Origin of the sequence: Nocardioides marmorisolisilvae (genome assembly GCF_031656915.1) — a bacterium.
Taxonomy (GTDB): Bacteria; Actinomycetota; Actinomycetes; order Propionibacteriales; family Nocardioidaceae; genus Marmoricola; species Marmoricola terrisoli.
On sequence record NZ_CP134227.1, the window covers coordinates 2,730,934 to 2,749,193 of the forward strand.

An 18,260-nucleotide genomic window follows, 5' to 3' on the forward strand; every position below is an offset into this window, starting at 1 on the left:
AGACTGGGCCCGTGCAACAGGACGGGCTGGGCGCGGTGATCCTGACCGGTGGCACCGCGGCGAGGATGGACGGGGTAGACAAGGCAGGCATCGAGGTCGGCGGGCGCACCCTGCTCGACCGCGCGCTGGACGCGCTGGTCGACATCGACGACGTCGTCGTGGTCGGTCCCCAGGTCATCACCGAGCGGCCGGTGACGTTCCGGCTCGAGGACCCGCCGGGCGGCGGCCCGGTCGCGGGCCTGATGGCCGGGCTCACCGGCTTCCCCCGGATGCCACGTCGGGTCGCGGTCCTGGCGGTGGACATGCCCCGGGTCACCGCGGCGACGATCCGGCGGCTCCGCGCCGCGGCCACCGACGGGGTGCACGGCGCGCTGCTGGTCGATGGGTCCGGCCGCCGCCAGTACCTGTGTGGCGTCTACGACACCGCCGCCCTCCGCGCCGCCGGTGCCTGCGACGTGTTCGGCATGCCGGTCCGCATGCTGCTTGAGGGGCTCGCGCTGGTCGAGGTCTCCGCGGTCGGCGAGGAGTGTCACGACGTGGACACGTGGGCCGACCTCCGTGCCCTCCGGGACGAGTACGGCGAGTAACGGTGGGCTGGTCCGGACCAGCCCGGACCGGATCGTCGTGAACTTCGGCGAACCCCTTGCGACGCGCCCGCGAGTGCGCCAAGACTAAGGACCGTGAACCTGCACGACTGGATTGATGAGCTGTGTGACGTGCTCGACGTGGAGATCGACGTCGACGAGTCGCTGATCCTCGATCTTGCCCGGGAGGCCGCGCACAACGTGGAGCGGCCGGCTGCCCCGATCAGCACGTTCCTTCTCGGCTACGCCGTCGCCCGCGCGGACGGGGACCCGGAGGAGCTCGACCGCCTCGCCGCGGCCGCGACCGAGCTGGCGATCCGCTGGGACAAGTCTGCCGACGAGGTGGAGCACGAGGACGACGACCCGGAGGTCGAGGAAGAGCTCGCATCCGTGGAGGCCTGAGCCATCCCGGCTGATCCCCCTCGGTAGCGACCGCCACTGGAGGCGCCTCCTACGCTGGGCGCCATGCGCGCCGTGACTGCCCCTGCCCCCGGGGGACCCGAAGCCCTGCTCATCAGCGACCTGCCGGATCCGACCGCCGGACCCGGCGAGGTCGTGATCGACGTCGTCGCCTCCGCCCTGAACCGCGCCGACACCCTGCAGCGGCAGGGCTTCTACCCACCGCCGCCTGGGGCGTCGGAGGTGCTCGGCCTGGAGTGTTCGGGCCGGATCGCCGAGGTCGGGGAGGGCGTGGAGGGCCTCAGCGCGGGCGACGAGGTCTGCGCGCTGCTCTCGGCCGGCGGGTACGCCGAGAAGGTGTCCGTGCCCGCGGGTCAGGTGATGCCGGTGCCTACCGGGGTCGACCTGGTCGCGGCCGCGGGCCTGCCCGAGGTCGCCGCGACCGTGTGGTCCAACGTCTTCATGGTGGCCGGCCTGCAGCCCGGGGAGCGGCTCCTCGTGCACGGCGGCGCGGGCGGCATCGGCACCTTCGCGATCCAGCTGGCGGTGGCGCTCGGCGCGTCGGTGTTCGCGACCGCCGGAGCCCCGGACAAGCGGGAGCTCTGCCTGTCCCTGGGTGCCGAGCGGGCGATCGACTATCGCGAGGAGGACTTCGTCGCCGTGCTCGAGGAGGTCGGCGGTGCCGACGTCGTCCTCGACAACATGGGCGCGAAGTACCTCTCCCGTAACGTCTCCGCGCTGGCCACCGAGGGCCGCCTGGTGATCATCGGCATGCAGGGCGGAGCGAAGGCCGAGCTGGACATCGGCGCGCTGCTGCGCAAGCGCGGCGCGGTGATCGCCACCTCGCTGCGCAGCCGCCCAGCGGCCGAGAAGGCCTCGATCTGCGCGGGCCTGGTCGAGCACGTGTGGCCGCTGCTCGCCGACGGCTCGGTCCGCCCGATGGTGGGCGAGGAGTTCCGCCTCGAGGACGTCGCTCGGGCGCACCAACTGATGGAGGACGGCAGCCACACCGGGAAGATCCTGTTGCGGGTCTCGCCGTAGGGTAGGGCGCATGAGCGAGAACGAGTCCGAGGTCGACCCGCGCATCATGGTGATCGGCCCCGATGGCGCCGCATCGGCCCACCAGACCGTCGAGGACGAGTCCCGGGACCTGACCAACCTGGTCGAGGAGCCCGCCAAGGTGATGCGGATCGGCAGCATGATCCGCCAGCTCCTCGAGGAGGTGAAGTCCGCCCCGCTCGACGAGCCCGGGCGGCAGCGCCTGGCCGGGATCCTGCACACCTCGCTCACCGAGCTCAAGGACGGACTCGCTCCCGAGCTCGACGAGGAGCTCGACCGGCTGGTGCAGCCCTTCGACCAGAACACCCCCACGGAGTCCGAGCTGCGGATCGCCCAGGCCCAGCTGGTCGGCTGGCTGGAAGGACTGTTCCACGGCATCCAGACGGCCATCTACGCCCAGCAGATGGCCGCCCGCGCCCAGCTCGAGCAGATGCGACGGGCGCTTCCGCCCGGCGCGATGCCGGGCATGCCCGGTCAGGCACCCGGCGACGGCGACGAGCAGCACCAGCCCGGCGGCCAGGGCGGGATGTACCTCTGAGCCGCTGACGAGTCGCTGCGCGCCGATCAGCCGGCCAGCAGGTCCTCGAGCACCTGGGCCACACCTTCGTCATCGTTCGATGCGACGACCCGGTCGGCGACGGCGATCACGGTGGGATGCGCGTTCGCCATGGCGTACGACGTACCGGCCCACTCCAGCAGCGGGATGTCGTTGGGCATGTCCCCGAACGCGGCCACCTGGCCGGGTCCGAGGCCATGCTGCTCGGCGAGCAGGGCCAGCGTCGTGGCCTTGGTGACGCCGGCGGCGCTGATCTCCAGCAATGTGGTCGCCGAGGACCAGGTGATCACCGCGCGGTCGCCGACGGCCGCGGCCGCCCGGTCCCAGAACTCCTGCGGCGCGAGGCGCTCGTGCCGGGCGAGCAGCTTCAGCGCGGGCGCATCGAGGATCTCCTCGAGGGGTCCGCGGCGGGCACCGTCGGGGACCGGATGCCGCTCAAGGAACTCCGGCTCCAAGGCGATCCCTGCCGCAGCGGTCTCGACGGCGAACGTGCTGCCCGGCACGGCCGAGCGGATCAGGGCGCAGACCTCCAGCCCGACCGCGGGGTCGATGGCCCGCTCGAGGTACGGCGCGTCGGCGGCGACGTCCCAGACCAGCGCACCGTTGGAGACGATCGCCAGCCCGTGGCTGCCGACGTGCTCGAAGACCTCGCGCGCCCACCGGAGCGGACGGCCGGTGACGAAGACGACGACGATCCCCGCGTCCTCCGCCCGGGCCAGCGCCCGCCGGGTGCGCTCGCCGACGCTGCCGTCGGAGCGCACCAGCGTCCCGTCGAGATCGGTGGCGACCAGCCCGATCAACCGCGGCCACCCCGGAGCGGCCGCACCATCACCAGCTCGCCGTCGTCGGTGCTCCCGCGCAGGCTGGTGAAGCCGCACTTGGCCAGCACCCGGACCGAGGCGGCGTTGTCGGGGAGCACGCTGGCGCGCAGCCGGACGTCGAGGCGGTCGGTCTCGGCGACGAGCGCGCGCAAGGCCTCGGTCGCGAGCCCGTGCCCGCGCGCCTCCGCGACCAGCCCGTAGCCGACCTCGGTCTCGAGGACGCCGTCGACGTGCGCGGTCGGTGGCCCGAAGCAGCCGATCGTCCCACACACCAGCCCGTCGAAGGCGCGGACGACGAGCCGCGACCCCCATCCGCCGGTGAAGCTGGCCGAGGCGCCGTCGAGGTCGTCCTCGCGCGGGAAGTCCGGGTGCCAGCTGGGTTGTCGCCGGCCGGCGCGCATGTCGTCGGCATGGGCAGGGGTGATGACCGGCAGTCGGAGCCGCGACGTACCGACCACGTCAGGCAGGGCGAGGTCGGGCAGGGACACGTGGGGCGTGGTCACCGGAAGTACCGCTCCAGCTCGACGGCCACGCCGTCGTCGTGGACGGATGCGGTCACGGCGTCGGCGGCCGCCCGGACCTCCTCGACCGCCTGGCCCATCGCTACCCCGCGTCCTGCCCAGCGCAGCATGTCGAGATCGTTGCGGCCGTCCCCGATCGCCAGCACATCGACGGTGTCGACGCCGAGGCGCGCGCAGACCTCGGCCAGCCCGCTGGCCTTGTTGACCCCGACGGGCGAGAGGTCCAGCCATGCCGTCCACCCGACGACGTAGTCGGTCCCGTGCAGCCCGAGCCTCGAGGCCAGTGCGAGGAAGTCCTCGGCGGTGGCTGCGGGGTCGCGGATGATCACACGACTCACCGGCTCGGCGATGATCTCCTCGAGGTCGGTCACGATCATCTTCCCGGAGAGCTCGCCTTCCGGGAACTGCCGGTTGAGCCGGTAGCCGACGCCGCGCTCCTCGACCGCGACGAGCGCCTCGGGGTGCTCTGCGAGCACGGCGTGGACGGCCGCACGCGCGTCGAAGGTCTCCTCGTGCACGACCTCCAGAGGCGGGTAGCGAAAGACCACGGCGCCGTTGGAGGCCACCACCCACAGTGGCTCGTCACCGTCGTCGTGCAGCGGCAGCAGGTCGGCGATGCGGGTGATCCCGTGCGGCGACCGGCCGCTCGAGAGCACGATGTGGGCGCCGGCGTCGCGGGCAGCACGCACGGCGTCCAGCACGCGCGGCGTCACCTTCTCGTAGGCGGCACCGCCGCCGTCCACCCAGGCCAGGAGGGTGCCGTCGATGTCCAGCGCGACCAGGGCGGGCGACCAGCCGGCGGCGGGTCGCGGACCGGTCTCCGTGACGGTCTCCTCAACCACCAGCCACCGGCTCCAGCACCTCGCGGCCCTGCAGCCACGGCTGCAGGGCCTGGGGCACCCGGATCGAGCCATCCGCCTGCTGGTGGGTCTCGAGGATGGCCACGATCGCTCGCGGGATAGCGGTCAGGGTGCCGTTCAGGGTCGCGACCGGGACGGTCTGCATCGCCTGCCCCGATCCGGCGGCGCCCTCGCCAGGACGCGGGGAGGGCACCCGAGTGCGGATGTCGAGACGACGCGATTGGAAGTCGGTGCAGTTCGACGTCGACGTGAGCTCGCGGTACCTGCCTTGGGTGGGGATCCACGCCTCGCAGTCGAACTTCCGCTGGGCACTGAGCCCCAGGTCACCAGCAGCGGTGTCGATGACTCGGTAGGCGAGCTCGAGCTTGTCCAGGAAGGCCTTCTCCCAGCCGAGCAGTCGCTGGTGCTCCGCCGCGGCCTGCTCCAGCGTCGTGTAGACGAACATCTCCACCTTGTCGAACCAGTGCACCCGGATGATGCCCTTGGTGTCCAAGCCATGCGAGCCGGCCTCCTTGCGGAAGCACGGGCTGAACGCGGCGTACCGCAACGGCAGTGTGTCCGCGTCGAGGATCTCGTCGGAGTGGTACGCCGCCATCGCCACCTCGGAGGTCCCGACGAGGTACATGTCCTCGCCCTCGATCCGGTAGACGTCGTCGGCCGCCTGGCCGAGGAAGCCGGTGCCCTCCATCGCCCGCGGCTTGACCAACGACGGAGCGATCACCTGGGTGAAGCCGGCCTCCCGCGCCTGCTCCATGGCGAGGTTCACCAGGGCGAACTCCAGCTGGGCGCCGATGCCGGTGAGGAAGTAGAAGCGCGAGCCGGACACCTTGGCGCCGCGCTCGAGGTCGATGGCGCCGAGCATCCGGCCCAGCTCGATGTGGTCGCGAGGCGAGAAGCCCTCGGCGGCGAAGTCGCGCGGCGTCCCGACGGTCTCCAGTACGACGTAGTCGTCCTCCCCGCCGGCTGGTGCCTCGTCGGCCGCGGGATTGGGGATCGCCTTCAGCGCCTCGCGCCAGTCCTCCTCGGCGCGTGCCTGGACCGCCTCCGCCTCCTTGACGTCAGCGGCCAGCCGCTTGGTGCGGGTGAGGAGCTCGGCCTTCTCGGTGCCCTGTGCCTGCGGGATCAGCTTGCTGGCCGCCTTCTGCTCCGCGCGCAGCTGCTCATAGTCGACGATCGCCGCCCGCCGGGCAGTGTCCGCGGCCAGCGCCCGGTCGACGGCGTCCGCGGACAGCCCCCGCTTCTCCTGGGCAGCACGCAGCAGGTCGGGGTCGTCGCGGAGGAGCCGTGGGTCGATCACGTGGTCACGATATCGGCCGGGCGCGACGGCTTTACCGCTTCCCCGGCCGGCGACGGGGTCTCGGAATCGTCCAGACCAGGTCGGAGCCGACCGTGCAGTGGTGCTGCCCGAACGGCGCAATCAGGCCCCGGGGGCCGGGCCGTGTCCGACGAACGCGCGGCTCCTGACCTCGCGGGAGGTCGGATCAACCGGTCTCGCGCTGCTCACGCTGCGCGGTGCGCTCCTGCTCCGCGGCCTCCAGGCGCTGCTCCTTGCGCACCACCGGCGACGTGTCCAGCGCGATGATCCCGCCCAGCAGCGCCAGCAGTCCCGCCGCCGCCCCGCCCAGTCCCCAGATGCTGGTGCGCACCGGCTCGCCGAAGATCCCCACACCCAGCCCGATCGCCACCAGCGGAAGGGTGGAGTCGATCAAGGGGGTGCTTGCCGCCAGGGGCCCGGACTGGAAGGCATTCTGGATCAGGTACATCCCCACCAGGCTCGCGGCGATGAGGCCGTAGGTCTCCCAGACCACGAACACGTGCCACGTCCGGTGGCGCAGGACCGTGATGGTGGCATCGTAGAGCGCTGACTGCAGGCCCATCGTGCAGGCGCCCGCGAGGGCGAAGGCGGTGGCCTTCCCCGGGCCGCGCACCCGGGTCGCAACGGCAACGCTGAGGGCCACCAGCACCGTGATCGCGATGAGCGCCGGCACCCAGCGCGCGAGCGGCTGCACCGGTTGGCCGCGCTGCGGGTCTGCCGCCACGATGCCGAGTGCAAGACCTGCCACCACTGCAGCGACCGCGCACCAGTCTCGACGGCGCAGCCGGAGATCCCGCAGTCGCACCGACACAGGTACGGCGAACAGCAGCTCGGAGACGACCAGGGGCTGGACCAGCGTCAACGGACCGAAGCTGAGCGCGACCGCCTGGAAGCCGTAGGACACCGCGGCGGCGAGAATCCCCAACAACCAGGTGCGGTCGGCGACCAGGCGACGCATCAACCGCAGCGACAGCCGCTCGCTCGCCGGTCTCCGGCTCGCCGAGCGCTGTTGCAACACCCCTGCCGCGGCCAGACACAGACCGGCGAGCACCGCTGCGACCGCAGAGACCACGACGTCCACCGTGTCAGCCCCCGTGCCCGTGATGGCCCGAGACCAGGTGGGAGCGGGTGAGCATCGTGATCCCGACGACCATCACAGCCAGGGCCGGCGCGAGTGCGAACAGCGCGGCGCCCTGGTGGCGCAGTTGGCCGTGCAGGGCCCAGACGCCGAGCCCGATCGCGCAGAGGAGCTGTGCGGTCACCACGGCGGGGTACGACGACCTCAGCGGCGCGGCCGAGAACGCGCTCTGCACGAGCAGCATGCCGAGCACGGCGACGGTGAGCGTTGCCCAGGGATGCCAGTTGGCGAGCATGGTGACGAATCCGTCCTGTCCGAGGAGGTGGACCGAGGCCTGCACCAGCACGGCCTGCAGCCCGAAGAGGGCACCGGAGCCAGCGCCGAGGAGCGCGGCGCGGACGGAGCCGACGAGCCGACTCGCCACCATCGTGAGCAGCAGCGCGAACCCGACGGGCACTGCGGTGGCGAGCACCCACGGCACCGGACCGTTGGTGGTCGGGGACTCACGGGGTCGAGCCGCCAGCAGGAAGGCGACGAGTCCGGCAGCGATCAGCAGCCCGCCGTACAGGTCGCGCCACGGCACTCGCATCCGTCCCCACAGCGCCGCGGTGACCAGGCCGAAGAGCAGCCGGGAGACGAAGACCGCCTCGACCAGGACGACGCTCCCGCGCCCGAGGGCGGCAGCGAAGACGAGGTTGCCGACCAGCGAGCACCCCACCCCGGCGAGCCAGCGGGGCCGTCGTACCAACCACCAGAGCAGCGCCAGCGACAGGTTGTCGTCGGGTGGGGCACGTGCCGCCATCCGTTGTTGCACCACCTCGCCGCCCGCGACGACCGCGGCGGCGACGACGGTGAGCACGTAGACCATGGACCGTCACTGGTTCCCCATCACGCCGGGCAACAAACGGCGTTTGCCTCCACTGGACCGCGGGCACCTGCGCACACATGACCGACGCGCCGCCCAGTGATCTGACCGCGTCGGGGATGCGTGTGCTGGTGCTCTCGGCGGCGATGGGCGGCGGTCACCTGCAGATCGCCAGGGAGCTCGCCCGGCGCCTGGCCGAGCGCGGGCACGACGTCGAGGTCGTCGACCTGCTCGACCTGATGCCCCGCCTCTTCGCGAGGTTCCTCGGCTGGGTCTATCCCTGGCTGGTGAACAGGGCACCGAGCGTCTACCAGATGGTCTACGACACCTTCTTCGTCGCCGATCAGACCGCCGGCGAGCGCGCCGACGTACCGGTCCGTGCGGCGCTGCCCCAGTTGCGCCAGTGGGTGGGCCGGAACCGACCCGACCTGACGGTGTCCACGTACCCGCTGTGCTCACTGGCACTCGGTGAGCTTCGCGTCGAAGGCACCCTGAGCTGCCCGGCGGTCACGGTGGTCACCACCTTCTCGGTCAACAACCTCTGGGTACACCCCGGGATCGATCGCGAGCTGTGCATCTCCGAACCGGCCGCGGCGGACGCCGCACGACGCACCGGCCGGCGCGCGGACGTCGTCGGCCCGGTCGTCCGGCCGGGCTTCGACGCCCCCGCGGACCCGGAGCTGCGCGATCGACTCGGCGTACCGCCCGACCGCCGGCTCGCGGTGGTGAGCACCGGCTCGATGGGCCTGTCCGGCTCCGCGACGCACGCCGCGTCGGTGATCGCGACGATCCCGGGATGGACGCCGCTGGTGCTGTGCGGGCGGAGCACCCGCGTGCGTCGGGAGGTACGCCGGATCGACGGCGCGATCGCCCTCGACTGGGTCTCGGACATGCAGAGACTGCTTGCCAGCGCCGACGCCCTGGTGGACAACAACTGCGGGATGACCGCCAAGGAGTCGCTCGCCGCCGGCCTGCCCGTGGTCACCTTCCGGCCGCTCCCGGGGCACGGCCGTGACGATGCCCGCGCCATGGAGGAGCTCGGCCTGACGCAGATCGTGCACACCGACGAGCAGCTCGTCGGCGCGCTTCTCCGGCTCGCCGGTTCACCGCAGACACGTCACGACCGGGCACGCCGCGGTCGCGCCCTCTTCGTCGCCGACGCTGCCGCGCACCTGGAGGAACAGCTGCTCGCAGTCCGGTGAGGCACTGACCGGAGCGCCGCGGGCATACTCTCTGCGAGACTCCCCCGGCCCGCCCGCGTGCCGCCGCGACTCCCGACCGAGAGAATTCGACGCATCGTGACCGAGAAAGCCATCCGCCTCCGCGCGCTCGGCTGGGGCCTCGCCTGCCTCGCGGCCTTCGCCGTGCTGGCCGCACTGGTCCACGGCCACTGGCACCCGCTGGACGAGCTCGACGGCGACATCGGTCGTGGTCCCTTCGACGTCACCGTCGCGCACGCCTGGGTGCGGCACCTGGCGATCGCGATCGCGCACCTCTTCGGCACGATCGCGATGACCGTGGCCACGATCGTGGCCGGCGCGATCCTGTTCGTGAAGAAGCACCGGCGGGCGGCGTACTGGACCGTCGGGGTGATGCTGGCGGTCGGGGTCGCGACCTACCTGCTCAAGGAGCTCGTCGGCAGACCCCGTCCGGTCTGGCACGACCCGATCCAGACGCTGTCGTCGTACGCCTTCCCGTCGGGGCACTCCTCCTCGGTCTCCGCCGGCGCCGCCGTCGCGATCGTGCTGATCACCATGCTGGTACGACGCAGAGCGCTGCGTCGGCTGCTCGACCTGCTCCTCGTGGTCGTCGTCGTGGTCGTGGGCGCCGACCGCGTCTTCCTCGGCGTCCACCACGCCTCCGACGTGCTCGGGGGCTGGCTGCTCGGCCCCGGCATCGTGCTGGTCGGGCTGGTGGTCTTCGACCCGACACCGCGGTCGATCGCGCTGACCGCCGACCCCCTGCCGGTGGTGTTCGCCACCGAGCACCGCCGACTCGCCGTCGTGCTCAACCCGGTCAAGATCGACGACACCGGCCAGTTCCGGTCGATGGTGGCGGCGATGGCCGCCGAGTCGGGCTTCGACGAGGTGCGCTGGTGGGAGACGACCGTCGAGGACACCGGGCACGGGATGGCCCATGAGGCGGCGGTCGCCGACTCCACCGTGGTGGTGGCCGTCGGCGGCGACGGCACGGTCCGTGCCGTCTGCGAGGAGCTCGCCGGCACAGGCATCCCGGTCGGGATCGTCCCCGCGGGGACCGGCAACCTGCTGGCTCGCAACCTCGACATCCCGCTCTACCTGCGGGCCGCCGTCGACGTCGCCCTGAACGGTCAGGACCGCGCCATCGACATGGTGCGCGTCTGTGGCGACTCGATGGAGGATGCGACCTTCCTGGTGATGGCGGGGATGGGCTTCGACGCCGCGATCATGGAGGGCGTCAACGACCAGGTGAAGGCGAAGGTCGGCTGGCTGGCCTACGTCTGGTCGGCACTGAAGTCACTGATGTTCCCGGTGATCCGGGTCGAGGTCTCGGTCGACGGCGGCGAGTTCGTGTCCGCCCGAGCCAGGACGATCGTGATCGGCAACGTCGGTCACCTCCAGGCCGGGATGCCGCTGCTGCCGGACGCGACGATCGACGACGGCGAGCTCGATGTGGTGCTGCTCTACCCGAGACGCTTCCTGTCCTGGCTGCCGCTCGCGGCGCGAGTGATGACCCGCAACCCACGCACGGACGAGACCATCACCCGGATGACCGGCCGCACGGTGGTGGTCCGCACGTCCACCGACGCACCCCGTCAGCTCGACGGCGACCTGATCCAGCCGGGCCGTGAGCTGCGCGCGGAGTGCGTGCACGGCCGGCTGCTGGTGCGGGTGCCGCGCTAGAGGACGCGGGCGGCCGGCCGGGACCCGGCGGGCTCTGCCCCACCGCGCGGTGCCCTCATGCGGCTGGGTCGAGGTAGAACACCGGGATCGTCCGGCCGGTGCGCTCGGCGTACCTCGCGTAGTTCGGCCAGGTCGCCAGCATGTGCTGCCAGGCCTGCTCGCGCTCGACGCCCTCGAGCTCGTGGGGTACGGCGTCACGCTCCGCGCCGTCGTACCTCATCCGCACCCTGCTCGCGGCGCGCACGTTGACCACCCACACCGGCGGCTTCGCGCCGCCGAAGTTCGACCCGGCGATCAGCACTCCGTCCTGGTAGGGGACGCAGAGCAGCGGGGTCGACCGCGCGACGCCGGACTTTCGGCCGACGACCGTGAGCATCAGGCTGGGTAGCCCGGCGATCCTCAGCAGCGACCAGCGGCCCCGACTGACCCGCTGCAAGAACCGGTCGACCGCGGTGATCTGGCGCAGGAAGCGAGGCAGCCAGGCGAGAGCGCCGATCCGGATCGCCAACGGTGTGAGCGCGTTCATGGGGCCTGAGTCTAGGGAGCGCTGCCGGCGTCCACGCGCGCGTGGGCGATGGCGTCCAGCTCCTCGGGCGACAACTGCTGCTCGCACTTCCAGCCAGTGACGCTCTTGGCGTAGGTGCGCGCATCGCTGCGGCCGTGGATGCAGGTGAGTACCAGGCCGTTGCCGTGGTCGTCGAGCAGCGCGGTCGACCAGGAGAGCTTCCCGCCGGTGTCGCCGAAGGCGTCGTAGCGCACCACGGCCAGGTTGCGCAGGGCGTCGCCTGCCTCCTGCCGCAGAGCGGCCACCTCCTGTCGCAGGGCGAGCACGTCCGGGGGCAGGTCGGAGGCGTCGACGCGGCGCCGGGCCGCGCTGAGCTCGCGGTACAGGTGGGCCGCCAGTGCGAGCGCGGCCACGGACAGCAGGATCGCAAGGATGACCAGTGCGCCGAACACGAAGCGAGCGTAGGCACTCAGCGCGTGGTCGACCCGCAGGCGCGCCCGATCCGCATGGGAACATGGGCCGGTGAGCGCGACAGCGAGGACCGGGCGGATCGCCTACCAGGGTGAGCCCGGGGCGAACTCCGACATGGTGTGCCGCGAGCACTACCCCGACTGGGCGCGGGTGCCGTGCGCGTCCTTCGAGGACGTGTTCGCGACGATCGCCACCGGGGACGCCGACCTCGCGATGATCCCGATCGACAACTCGATCGCCGGGCGAGTGGCCGACATCCACCACTTCCTGCCCACCTCGGGCCTGCACATCGTGGCCGAGCACTTCCTGCGCATCGAGTTCGCGCTGATGGCCGTGCCGGGTGCGTCGCTCGACACCATCCGCACGGTGCACAGCCACGTGCACGCGCTCGGCCAGTGCCGCAAGGTGATCCGCCAGCACGGGCTGACGCCGGTCGTCGCCGGCGACACCGCAGGTGCTGCGCGCGAGGTCGCCGAGGCGGGGGACCCGACACAGGCCGCGATCTCTCCTCCCCTGGCGGCGCAGATCTACGGCCTGGAGATCCTCGCCGAGGACGTCGAGGACGAGGACCACAACACCACCCGCTTCGTGGTCCTCTCCCCCGAGCCGGTGGTGCCGCCGTACGGCGAGGGACCGACGGTCACCAACTTCGTGTTCAACGTCCGCAACCTCCCTGCCGCGCTCTACAAGGCGCTGGGCGGCTTCGCCACCAATGGCGTGAACATGACCAAGCTGGAGAGCTACATGGTCGACGGCCACTTCACCGCCACCCAGTTCCTCGCGGAGGTCGACGGGCACCCGGAGGACCCTGCCCTGCAACGGGCCCTGGAGGAGCTGGCCTTCTTCACCACCGAGGTGAAGGTCCTCGGCGTCTACCCGGCAGACCCCGCGCGGAACCGCTGACGTCGGCTCCCGCTCCCTCCCCGGTCCGGGGTGACACAGCAGCGGTCGCGGCCCGCCCCGTAGGTTGGACCGGTGGATCTCGCCGTGGTCGCCATCGCCTTCGGGGCGATCTTCGTGGTCGAGCTCCCCGACAAGACCTTCATCGCCGCGCTGGTGCTCTCCACCCGCTACCGGCCGCTCGCCGTCTGGGTGGGCGTCGGCACGGCCTTCCTCATCCAGACCCTGATCGCGGTCACGGTGGGACAGGCGGTCAGCTTCCTGCCGCACCAGATCGTGCAAGGCGTGGCCGCGGCGATCTTCGCCGCCGGTGCGCTGCTGCTGCTCCGGGAGGCGCCGAGGGCGGACGCCGAGGAGGCCGAGACCGAGGAGGAGTACGCCGCCAAGGCGAACACCGAGCGCTCCTGGCTGGGCGCCGTCGGCGCGTCCTTCCTGGTCCTGTTCGCGGCCGAGTGGGGCGACCTCTCCCAACTGCTCACGATCAGCCTGGTCGGTCGCTATCACGAGCCCGTCTCGGTGTTCTTCGGCGCGTGGATCGCACTGCTTGTGGTGTCGGGGCTGGCGATCGCAGCGGGTCGGGTGCTGCTGCGACACGTCAAGCTGTCACTGATCCACTACATCGGCGCTGGCGTGTGCGCCGTGCTCGCCGTGGTGACACTGGTCGAGCTGCTCCGCTGACCCCGTCGGGCCGGCCGGGGCCGGCTCGGCGATGGCTAGTCTGACGACCATGTCCTCTCCCCATGGCGTGAGCACCGAGGTCGGGCGGCTCCGCACCGTGATGCTGCACCGACCCGGCCCCGAGCTGCGCCGGCTCACCCCGCGCAACAACGACCGTCTCCTCTTCGACGGCATCCCCTGGGTGGCTCGCGCGCAGGACGAGCACGACGCGTTCGCCGAGGCGCTGCGGGGACGTGGGGTGGAGGTCCTCTACCTGACCGACCTGCTCGTGGAGACCCTGGCCGCGGAGTCTGCCCGCGAACACGCCATCGAGGCGGCGCTCACGTCTCTGCACCTGGGCGAGACGCTGCGCGGCTACCTGCGTCAGGCCCTCGCCGAGCTCGCCCCCGATGCGCTCAAGGACGTGCTCACCGCAGGGTTGCGCAACGACGAGGTCCGCGGCGGCACCGGCCTGGTGACCAGCTTGCTGGCCCACGACGACTTCCTGATCGACCCGCTCCCCAACCTTCTGTTCACCCGGGACTCCAGCGTGTGGATCGGTGACCGGGTGGCGGTCACGTCCCTGGCGATGCCCGCGCGCGCCCGGGAGACCCAGCTGACCGAGCTGATCTACGCCGAGCATCCCCGCTTCGCCGGCACCCCGCAGCTGCACGGCTGGCGGCACGAGCACGTCGAGGGCGGCGACGTGCTGCTGCTCTCGCCCGGTGTCCTCGCCGTCGGCGTGGGCGAGCGTACGACGGCAGCCGGCGTGGAGCGGCTCGCCCGGCAGGTGTTCGGCGCCGAACTCGCGCACACGGTGCTCGCCGTACCGATCGCGCAGGAGCGGGCGACGATGCACCTCGACACGGTGTGCACGATGGTCGACGTCGACAAGATCGTGATGTATCCGAACGTCGCCGACCAGTTGCGGGCGCTGACCGTCACCCTGCGCGGCGACGACCTCGACGTGTCCGCGGCCGAGCCGTTCCTGGTGGCCGCGGCCAAGGCGATGGAGATCGACACCCTGCACCAGATCGACACCGGCCTCGACCCGGTCACCGCCGAGCGTGAGCAATGGGACGACGGCAACAACACGCTCGCGATCGCACCCCGGGTGGCGGTCGCCTACGAGCGCAACGTGGAGACCAACGCCCGGCTCGAGGAGTCGGGCATCGAGGTCGTCGCGATCTCCGGCTCCGAGCTCGGCTCCGGGCGCGGCGGCCCGCGATGCATGTCCTGCCCGATCGCCCGCGACGAGGCCTGACCTCGCCGCGCCCCGAGGCACTCGGAGGGCGACCCGGGGGCTGCGATGCGGACGCGGGATACGCCTCAGAGAAGGGCCCTGGGAACGTGAGTGCCCGATCGACGTTGACGGGGGATGCAACATCGATCGGGCTCCGCTGAATCTAGTCCACCCTTCAACGAAAGACAACAGCGGGGGGCGGACCTCAGCGAGTTCTCAGGCGACTCGCTCCACCGCATCGAGCTGGGCCCGAACCGTCGTGCAGGAGCCGCTGGTCTCGACCCACCAGCCCGTGGTCAGCAAGTCGACGATCGCGAGCCCCCGCCCGCTCTGGTCGGTCGAGGCCGCGTGCCGCTTCCGGGGTGCGGTCCGGCCGCCACCGTCGGTCACGGCGATCTCCAGCGATCCGTCGGTGCAGGCCCAGTCGACGTCCACGGTGCCATCGGTCAGCGGTCGTGCGTGCCGGACGGCGTTGCCGACCAGCTCGGAGACCACCAACGCACAGTCGTCGAGGAACCCGACAGGCGCGCCGGTCGGGATCGCCCCGGCCAGCCAGTCGTCCAGCGCGTGGCGGGCGACACCGACGCTCTCTGCCGCGAAGGGCAGGCGCAGGTGCTGCGGTTCACAGCCGGCCGTCATGTCTGCATGGTTCCCGGAGGCCCATCCCTCAAACGCCCAGCGCTCAAACGCCCAGCGCTCAAACGCCCAGCGCTCAAACGCCCAGCGCTCAAACGCCGAGCACACCATCCGCCGGCATCCGAGCAGGCGTCGGGTGCGGCGGCTAGGACGAGAACTCCGTCATCGTGTCCAGGTAGGACCGGGTCGCCAAGGGCCGGTCGGTGATCAGCGCCTCGGCACCGTGGCCGACGCAGCGCTCGATGTCCTCGTCGGAGTTCACCGTCCAGACGTGCAGCCGAGCGCCCGAGTTGGTGATCCTGCGGATCAGGTCGGGGTGTCGGCGCAGCAGCTCCATCCCCGGTCCGGCGATCCAGTCGGGCTCGGCCACCGGTCGTGCCCGCGCCCACTGCGTCGGGCTGTCCATCAAGAACACCAGCCGGAGCCCAGCGGCCAGCCGGCGGATCCGTCGCAGCGCCACCCACGAGAAGCTCATCACCCGCACCGGTGAGTCCGCGTCGGCCCAGCCGAACTCGTCCACCAGGTCCACCAGCCGGCGCTCCACGAGACCGGCGTACCGGGTGGGGTGCTTGGTCTCGATCGCGAGCTCGATCCGGCGGGGGTACTCCCCGACCGTCTCGAGCAGCGTGCGCAGCGTGAGGACGCCGCCCAGGTGACGGTCCGGCAGCTCGGCCTCGTCATCGAGGTCGGCCCACGGGTGCTTCCAGCTCGCGAAGTCGAGCTCCTCGAGCTGGGCGAGCTCCATGTTGGAGACCAGGCTGTCGGTGGACGCCGTACGCCGAAGGTTGCGGTCGTGCACGCAGACCAGGTGCCCGTCGGCGGTCAGGCGTGCGTCGCACTCCAACGCGTCCGCGCCCTCGTCGAGTGCGGCGAGATAGGCGCCGAGCGTGTGCTCGGCGTTCGTGGCGCTCGACCCTCGATGGGCCACGACCTGCGGCCGCTGCATGAGGTCATCGTCGCAGACCGGCCGCTGCCCCGACCGGGTGGGCCGAGCTAGCCGGACCCGCCGGGAACGACGACCCCGTGGTCGAACGCGTAGACGATCGCGGCCGCCCGGTCGCGCAGGCCGAGCTTGGTGAAGATCCGTCCGACGTGGCTCTTCACGGTCAGCTCGGAGATCACCAGCCGCTCGGCGATCTCCTGGTTGCTCCAGCCGCTGCCGATCGCGCGGAGCACCTCGAGCTCCCGGTCGGTCAGCGCCTCGACGGGACCGGTGGCCGGCGACGGGTGCGCGCGGCGATAGCGGCTGAGCACCCGCGCGGTCACCGCCGGGTCCAGCCACGATCCACCCGCTGCCACGGTCCGCACCGCCCGGGCGAGGTCGTCGGCCGAGGAGTCCTTGAGCAGGAACCCCGCTGCGCCGGCGCGCAGCGCCCCTGACAGCAGCTCGTCGTCATCGAAGGTGGTAAGCACCAGGACCGGCGGGTTCGACTCCTGCACCCGCAGCGCCCGGGTCGCCTCGATGCCGTCGGTACGCCGCATCCGCAGGTCCATCACCACGACGTCCGGCCGGTGGCTGGCGACGGCGTCGGGGACCTCGTCGCCGTCCGCGCACTCGGCGACGATCTCGAACCCGTCCCGGCGGCGCAGGATCCGGCGCAGCCCGGACCGGACCAGCTCCTGGTCGTCGACCAGCAGCACCCGCACCTCCTCGGGCTGTGCGCTCATGTCGCGATCCTGCGCAACGTGCACCCGCTCTCGCCGGCCAACGGGAGCCGGACGTCGACCAGCCAGCCGTCGCCGTCGGGGCCGACCATGATCGTGGCGCCCAGCCCTGTGGCCCGCGCCGTCATGCCAGGCACGCCCGACCCGCCCGGTCCCGTGCGGTGTCGACTCCCGTCCAGCGAGTTCCGCACGCTCAGCCGGCCCTCACGGGGGCGCAGGTCCAGGCGGACCGACGCCGTCGACCCAGGGGCGTGCTTGGCCACGTTCGACAGCGCCTCCTGGACGATCCGGTAGAGGCCGAGCCCGGCACCGGACGGCAGCGCGGTCGAGTCACCGGCGGCGTCGTACCGCACGTCGAGGCCGGCAGCGCGGAAGTCGGCCACCAGTCCCGCGATGTCGGCGACGCCGGGGAGTGGTCGGGTCGGCGTCGGGTCCGCGGTCATGCTGCTGACCGTCCGGCGGATGTCGGCCATCGCGGCCCGGCCGATCCGCTCGGCGTCGTCGAGGGCGTCGAGCGCGTCGGGGACGTCCCCATCCCGCAGGGCGTGCCGGGCCCCGGCCAGGTGGAGCAGCGTGACACTGAGCGAGTGCGCGACGAGGTCGTGGATCTCCCGCGCGATCCGCTCCCGCTCGGCCAAGGTGGCGCGCGTGCGCTCACCGGCCCGGGCTTCGCGCTCGGCGGTCAGCTGGTGCATCTGCCAGCGCAGCATGAAGCCCACGGCAAGACCCAGGTCGACCTCGAGCGCGTAGAGGCCGGTGCTCGACAGGTCGCCCGTCCCGCCGGCGACCACCAGCACCACCAGCGACAGCACGTAGACCACCAGCCCGGGCACCACCCCGTCCCGACCGGTGACCACGGCGGCCAGGATCATCAGCAGCACCGGTGCGGTGTCGGCCGGACCGGCGACGTGAACGGGGTTCGCGAGCAGCCACGCGGTCGCCCCGAGGACCAGCGGCGCGTCGAACCAGCAGCCGAGCCGGGTGGGGTAGGTGAACGGGATCGCCTGCCCGGCGAGCACCAGCAGCAGGGTCGTCGCGATGGCCTGCGGAGGCAGCAGTGCATCACGCTGGGCCAGCGACACGAGCACCGCGATGATCTCGCCCACCGCCGACACCACCGGGATCCACCAGGGGTAGGCGAGGCCACGGACGGCCAGCTTGGCGTCCACGATGCTTCGGACGCTCCGGACCGTGCGCAGCGCGAGCACACCGGGGGACATGAGCAGCAGCGTAGGCAGGATCG

Annotated in this window: 21 protein-coding genes; 9 read left to right on the forward strand and 12 right to left on the reverse strand. The window is 71.9% G+C overall.

Annotated elements, in window-relative coordinates:
* The first annotated feature begins 11 nt into the window (after positions 1-11).
* The 4 genes from mobA to Q9R13_RS13135 all read left to right on the forward strand — a co-directional run bounded on the left by mobA (position 12) and on the right by Q9R13_RS13135 (position 2,580).
* Positions 12-587, forward strand: a complete 576-nt coding sequence (gene mobA, locus Q9R13_RS13120; protein WP_310961621.1) for a molybdenum cofactor guanylyltransferase — start codon at positions 12-14, stop codon at positions 585-587.
* Positions 588-680: 93 nt separating this feature from the next.
* Entirely contained in the window at positions 681-986 is a 306-nt protein-coding gene (locus Q9R13_RS13125; RefSeq protein WP_310961622.1) for a DUF6457 domain-containing protein, read from the forward strand.
* 63 nt (positions 987-1,049) lie between these two features.
* The gene (locus Q9R13_RS13130; protein ID WP_310961623.1) at positions 1,050-2,024 is read left to right on the forward strand and encodes an NAD(P)H-quinone oxidoreductase; all 975 of its coding nucleotides are present in this window, start codon (positions 1,050-1,052) and stop codon (positions 2,022-2,024) included.
* Positions 2,025-2,034: 10 nt separating this feature from the next.
* Positions 2,035-2,580, forward strand: a complete 546-nt coding sequence (locus tag Q9R13_RS13135; protein ID WP_397218036.1) for a bacterial proteasome activator family protein — start codon at positions 2,035-2,037, stop codon at positions 2,578-2,580.
* 26 nt (positions 2,581-2,606) lie between these two features.
* On the opposite strand, the gene Q9R13_RS13140 is transcribed toward Q9R13_RS13135, so the two are convergent.
* The 6 genes from Q9R13_RS13140 to Q9R13_RS13165 form a co-directional block, all read right to left on the reverse strand.
* The gene (locus tag Q9R13_RS13140) at positions 2,607-3,398 is read right to left on the reverse strand and encodes a Cof-type HAD-IIB family hydrolase (RefSeq protein WP_310961624.1); all 792 of its coding nucleotides are present in this window, start codon (positions 3,396-3,398) and stop codon (positions 2,607-2,609) included.
* The gene (locus Q9R13_RS13145; protein ID WP_310961625.1) at positions 3,395-3,922 is read right to left on the reverse strand and encodes a GNAT family N-acetyltransferase; all 528 of its coding nucleotides are present in this window, start codon (positions 3,920-3,922) and stop codon (positions 3,395-3,397) included. Before Q9R13_RS13145 ends, Q9R13_RS13140 begins: the two co-directional genes overlap by 4 nt.
* The gene (locus tag Q9R13_RS13150; RefSeq protein WP_310961626.1) at positions 3,919-4,782 is read right to left on the reverse strand and encodes an HAD family hydrolase; all 864 of its coding nucleotides are present in this window, start codon (positions 4,780-4,782) and stop codon (positions 3,919-3,921) included. The genes Q9R13_RS13145 and Q9R13_RS13150 overlap by 4 nt, the downstream gene beginning before the upstream one ends.
* Entirely contained in the window at positions 4,775-6,097 is a 1,323-nt protein-coding gene (serS, locus tag Q9R13_RS13155; RefSeq protein WP_310961627.1) for a serine--tRNA ligase, read from the reverse strand. Before serS ends, Q9R13_RS13150 begins: the two co-directional genes overlap by 8 nt.
* Before the next feature lie 184 nt (positions 6,098-6,281).
* Positions 6,282-7,196, reverse strand: coding sequence for a DMT family transporter (locus Q9R13_RS13160; protein WP_310961628.1), 915 nt, complete (start codon positions 7,194-7,196; stop codon positions 6,282-6,284).
* Between the two features lie 4 nt (positions 7,197-7,200).
* Entirely contained in the window at positions 7,201-8,061 is an 861-nt protein-coding gene (locus Q9R13_RS13165) for a DMT family transporter (RefSeq protein ID WP_310961629.1), read from the reverse strand.
* A 77-nt stretch (positions 8,062-8,138) separates the two neighbouring features.
* On the opposite strand from Q9R13_RS13165, the gene Q9R13_RS13170 reads away from it, so the two are divergent.
* Complete coding sequence (locus Q9R13_RS13170; protein ID WP_310961630.1) at positions 8,139-9,260, forward strand: MGDG synthase family glycosyltransferase; 1,122 nt, start codon at positions 8,139-8,141, stop codon at positions 9,258-9,260.
* Between the two features lie 96 nt (positions 9,261-9,356).
* A complete protein-coding gene (locus tag Q9R13_RS13175; RefSeq protein ID WP_310961631.1) occupies positions 9,357-10,940 on the forward strand; it encodes a diacylglycerol kinase family protein in 1,584 nt (527 codons plus the stop codon).
* 55 nt (positions 10,941-10,995) lie between these two features.
* Here Q9R13_RS13175 and Q9R13_RS13180 read toward each other — a convergent pair whose 3' ends face one another.
* Positions 10,996-11,466, reverse strand: coding sequence for a nitroreductase family deazaflavin-dependent oxidoreductase (locus Q9R13_RS13180; RefSeq protein ID WP_310961632.1), 471 nt, complete (start codon positions 11,464-11,466; stop codon positions 10,996-10,998).
* Between the two features lie 11 nt (positions 11,467-11,477).
* A complete protein-coding gene (locus Q9R13_RS13185; protein WP_310961633.1) occupies positions 11,478-11,897 on the reverse strand; it encodes a DUF4446 family protein in 420 nt (139 codons plus the stop codon).
* A gap of 70 nt (positions 11,898-11,967) precedes the next feature.
* Here Q9R13_RS13185 and Q9R13_RS13190 point away from each other — a divergent pair, with 70 nt between their 5' ends.
* The 3 genes from Q9R13_RS13190 (at position 11,968) to Q9R13_RS13200 (ending at position 14,737) form a co-directional block, all read left to right on the forward strand.
* Positions 11,968-12,819 carry a prephenate dehydratase gene (locus tag Q9R13_RS13190; protein WP_310961634.1) on the forward strand — a complete coding sequence of 284 codons (852 nt, stop codon included), beginning with the start codon at positions 11,968-11,970 and terminating at the stop codon, positions 12,817-12,819.
* Between the two features lie 72 nt (positions 12,820-12,891).
* Positions 12,892-13,494: a TMEM165/GDT1 family protein gene (locus tag Q9R13_RS13195; RefSeq protein ID WP_310961635.1), complete on the forward strand. Its 603-nt coding sequence runs from the start codon at positions 12,892-12,894 to the stop codon at positions 13,492-13,494.
* Positions 13,495-13,543: 49 nt separating this feature from the next.
* A complete protein-coding gene (locus Q9R13_RS13200) occupies positions 13,544-14,737 on the forward strand; it encodes an arginine deiminase (protein WP_310961636.1) in 1,194 nt (397 codons plus the stop codon).
* Between the two features lie 195 nt (positions 14,738-14,932).
* Here the strand turns inward: Q9R13_RS13200 and Q9R13_RS13205 are convergent, their stop codons facing one another.
* From Q9R13_RS13205 to Q9R13_RS13220, 4 genes are all read right to left on the reverse strand, one after another.
* Positions 14,933-15,355, reverse strand: coding sequence for an ATP-binding protein (locus Q9R13_RS13205; protein WP_310961637.1), 423 nt, complete (start codon positions 15,353-15,355; stop codon positions 14,933-14,935).
* A gap of 142 nt (positions 15,356-15,497) precedes the next feature.
* A complete protein-coding gene (locus tag Q9R13_RS13210; RefSeq protein WP_310961638.1) occupies positions 15,498-16,298 on the reverse strand; it encodes a glycerophosphodiester phosphodiesterase family protein in 801 nt (266 codons plus the stop codon).
* 47 nt (positions 16,299-16,345) lie between these two features.
* Positions 16,346-17,020 (reverse strand): response regulator transcription factor, encoded by a 675-nt coding sequence (locus Q9R13_RS13215; RefSeq protein WP_310961639.1) that lies wholly within the window; start codon positions 17,018-17,020, stop codon positions 16,346-16,348.
* Positions 17,017-18,237, reverse strand: coding sequence for a sensor histidine kinase (locus Q9R13_RS13220; RefSeq protein ID WP_310961640.1), 1,221 nt, complete (start codon positions 18,235-18,237; stop codon positions 17,017-17,019). Before Q9R13_RS13220 ends, Q9R13_RS13215 begins: the two co-directional genes overlap by 4 nt.
* Between the last annotated feature and the right edge of the window lie 23 nt (positions 18,238-18,260).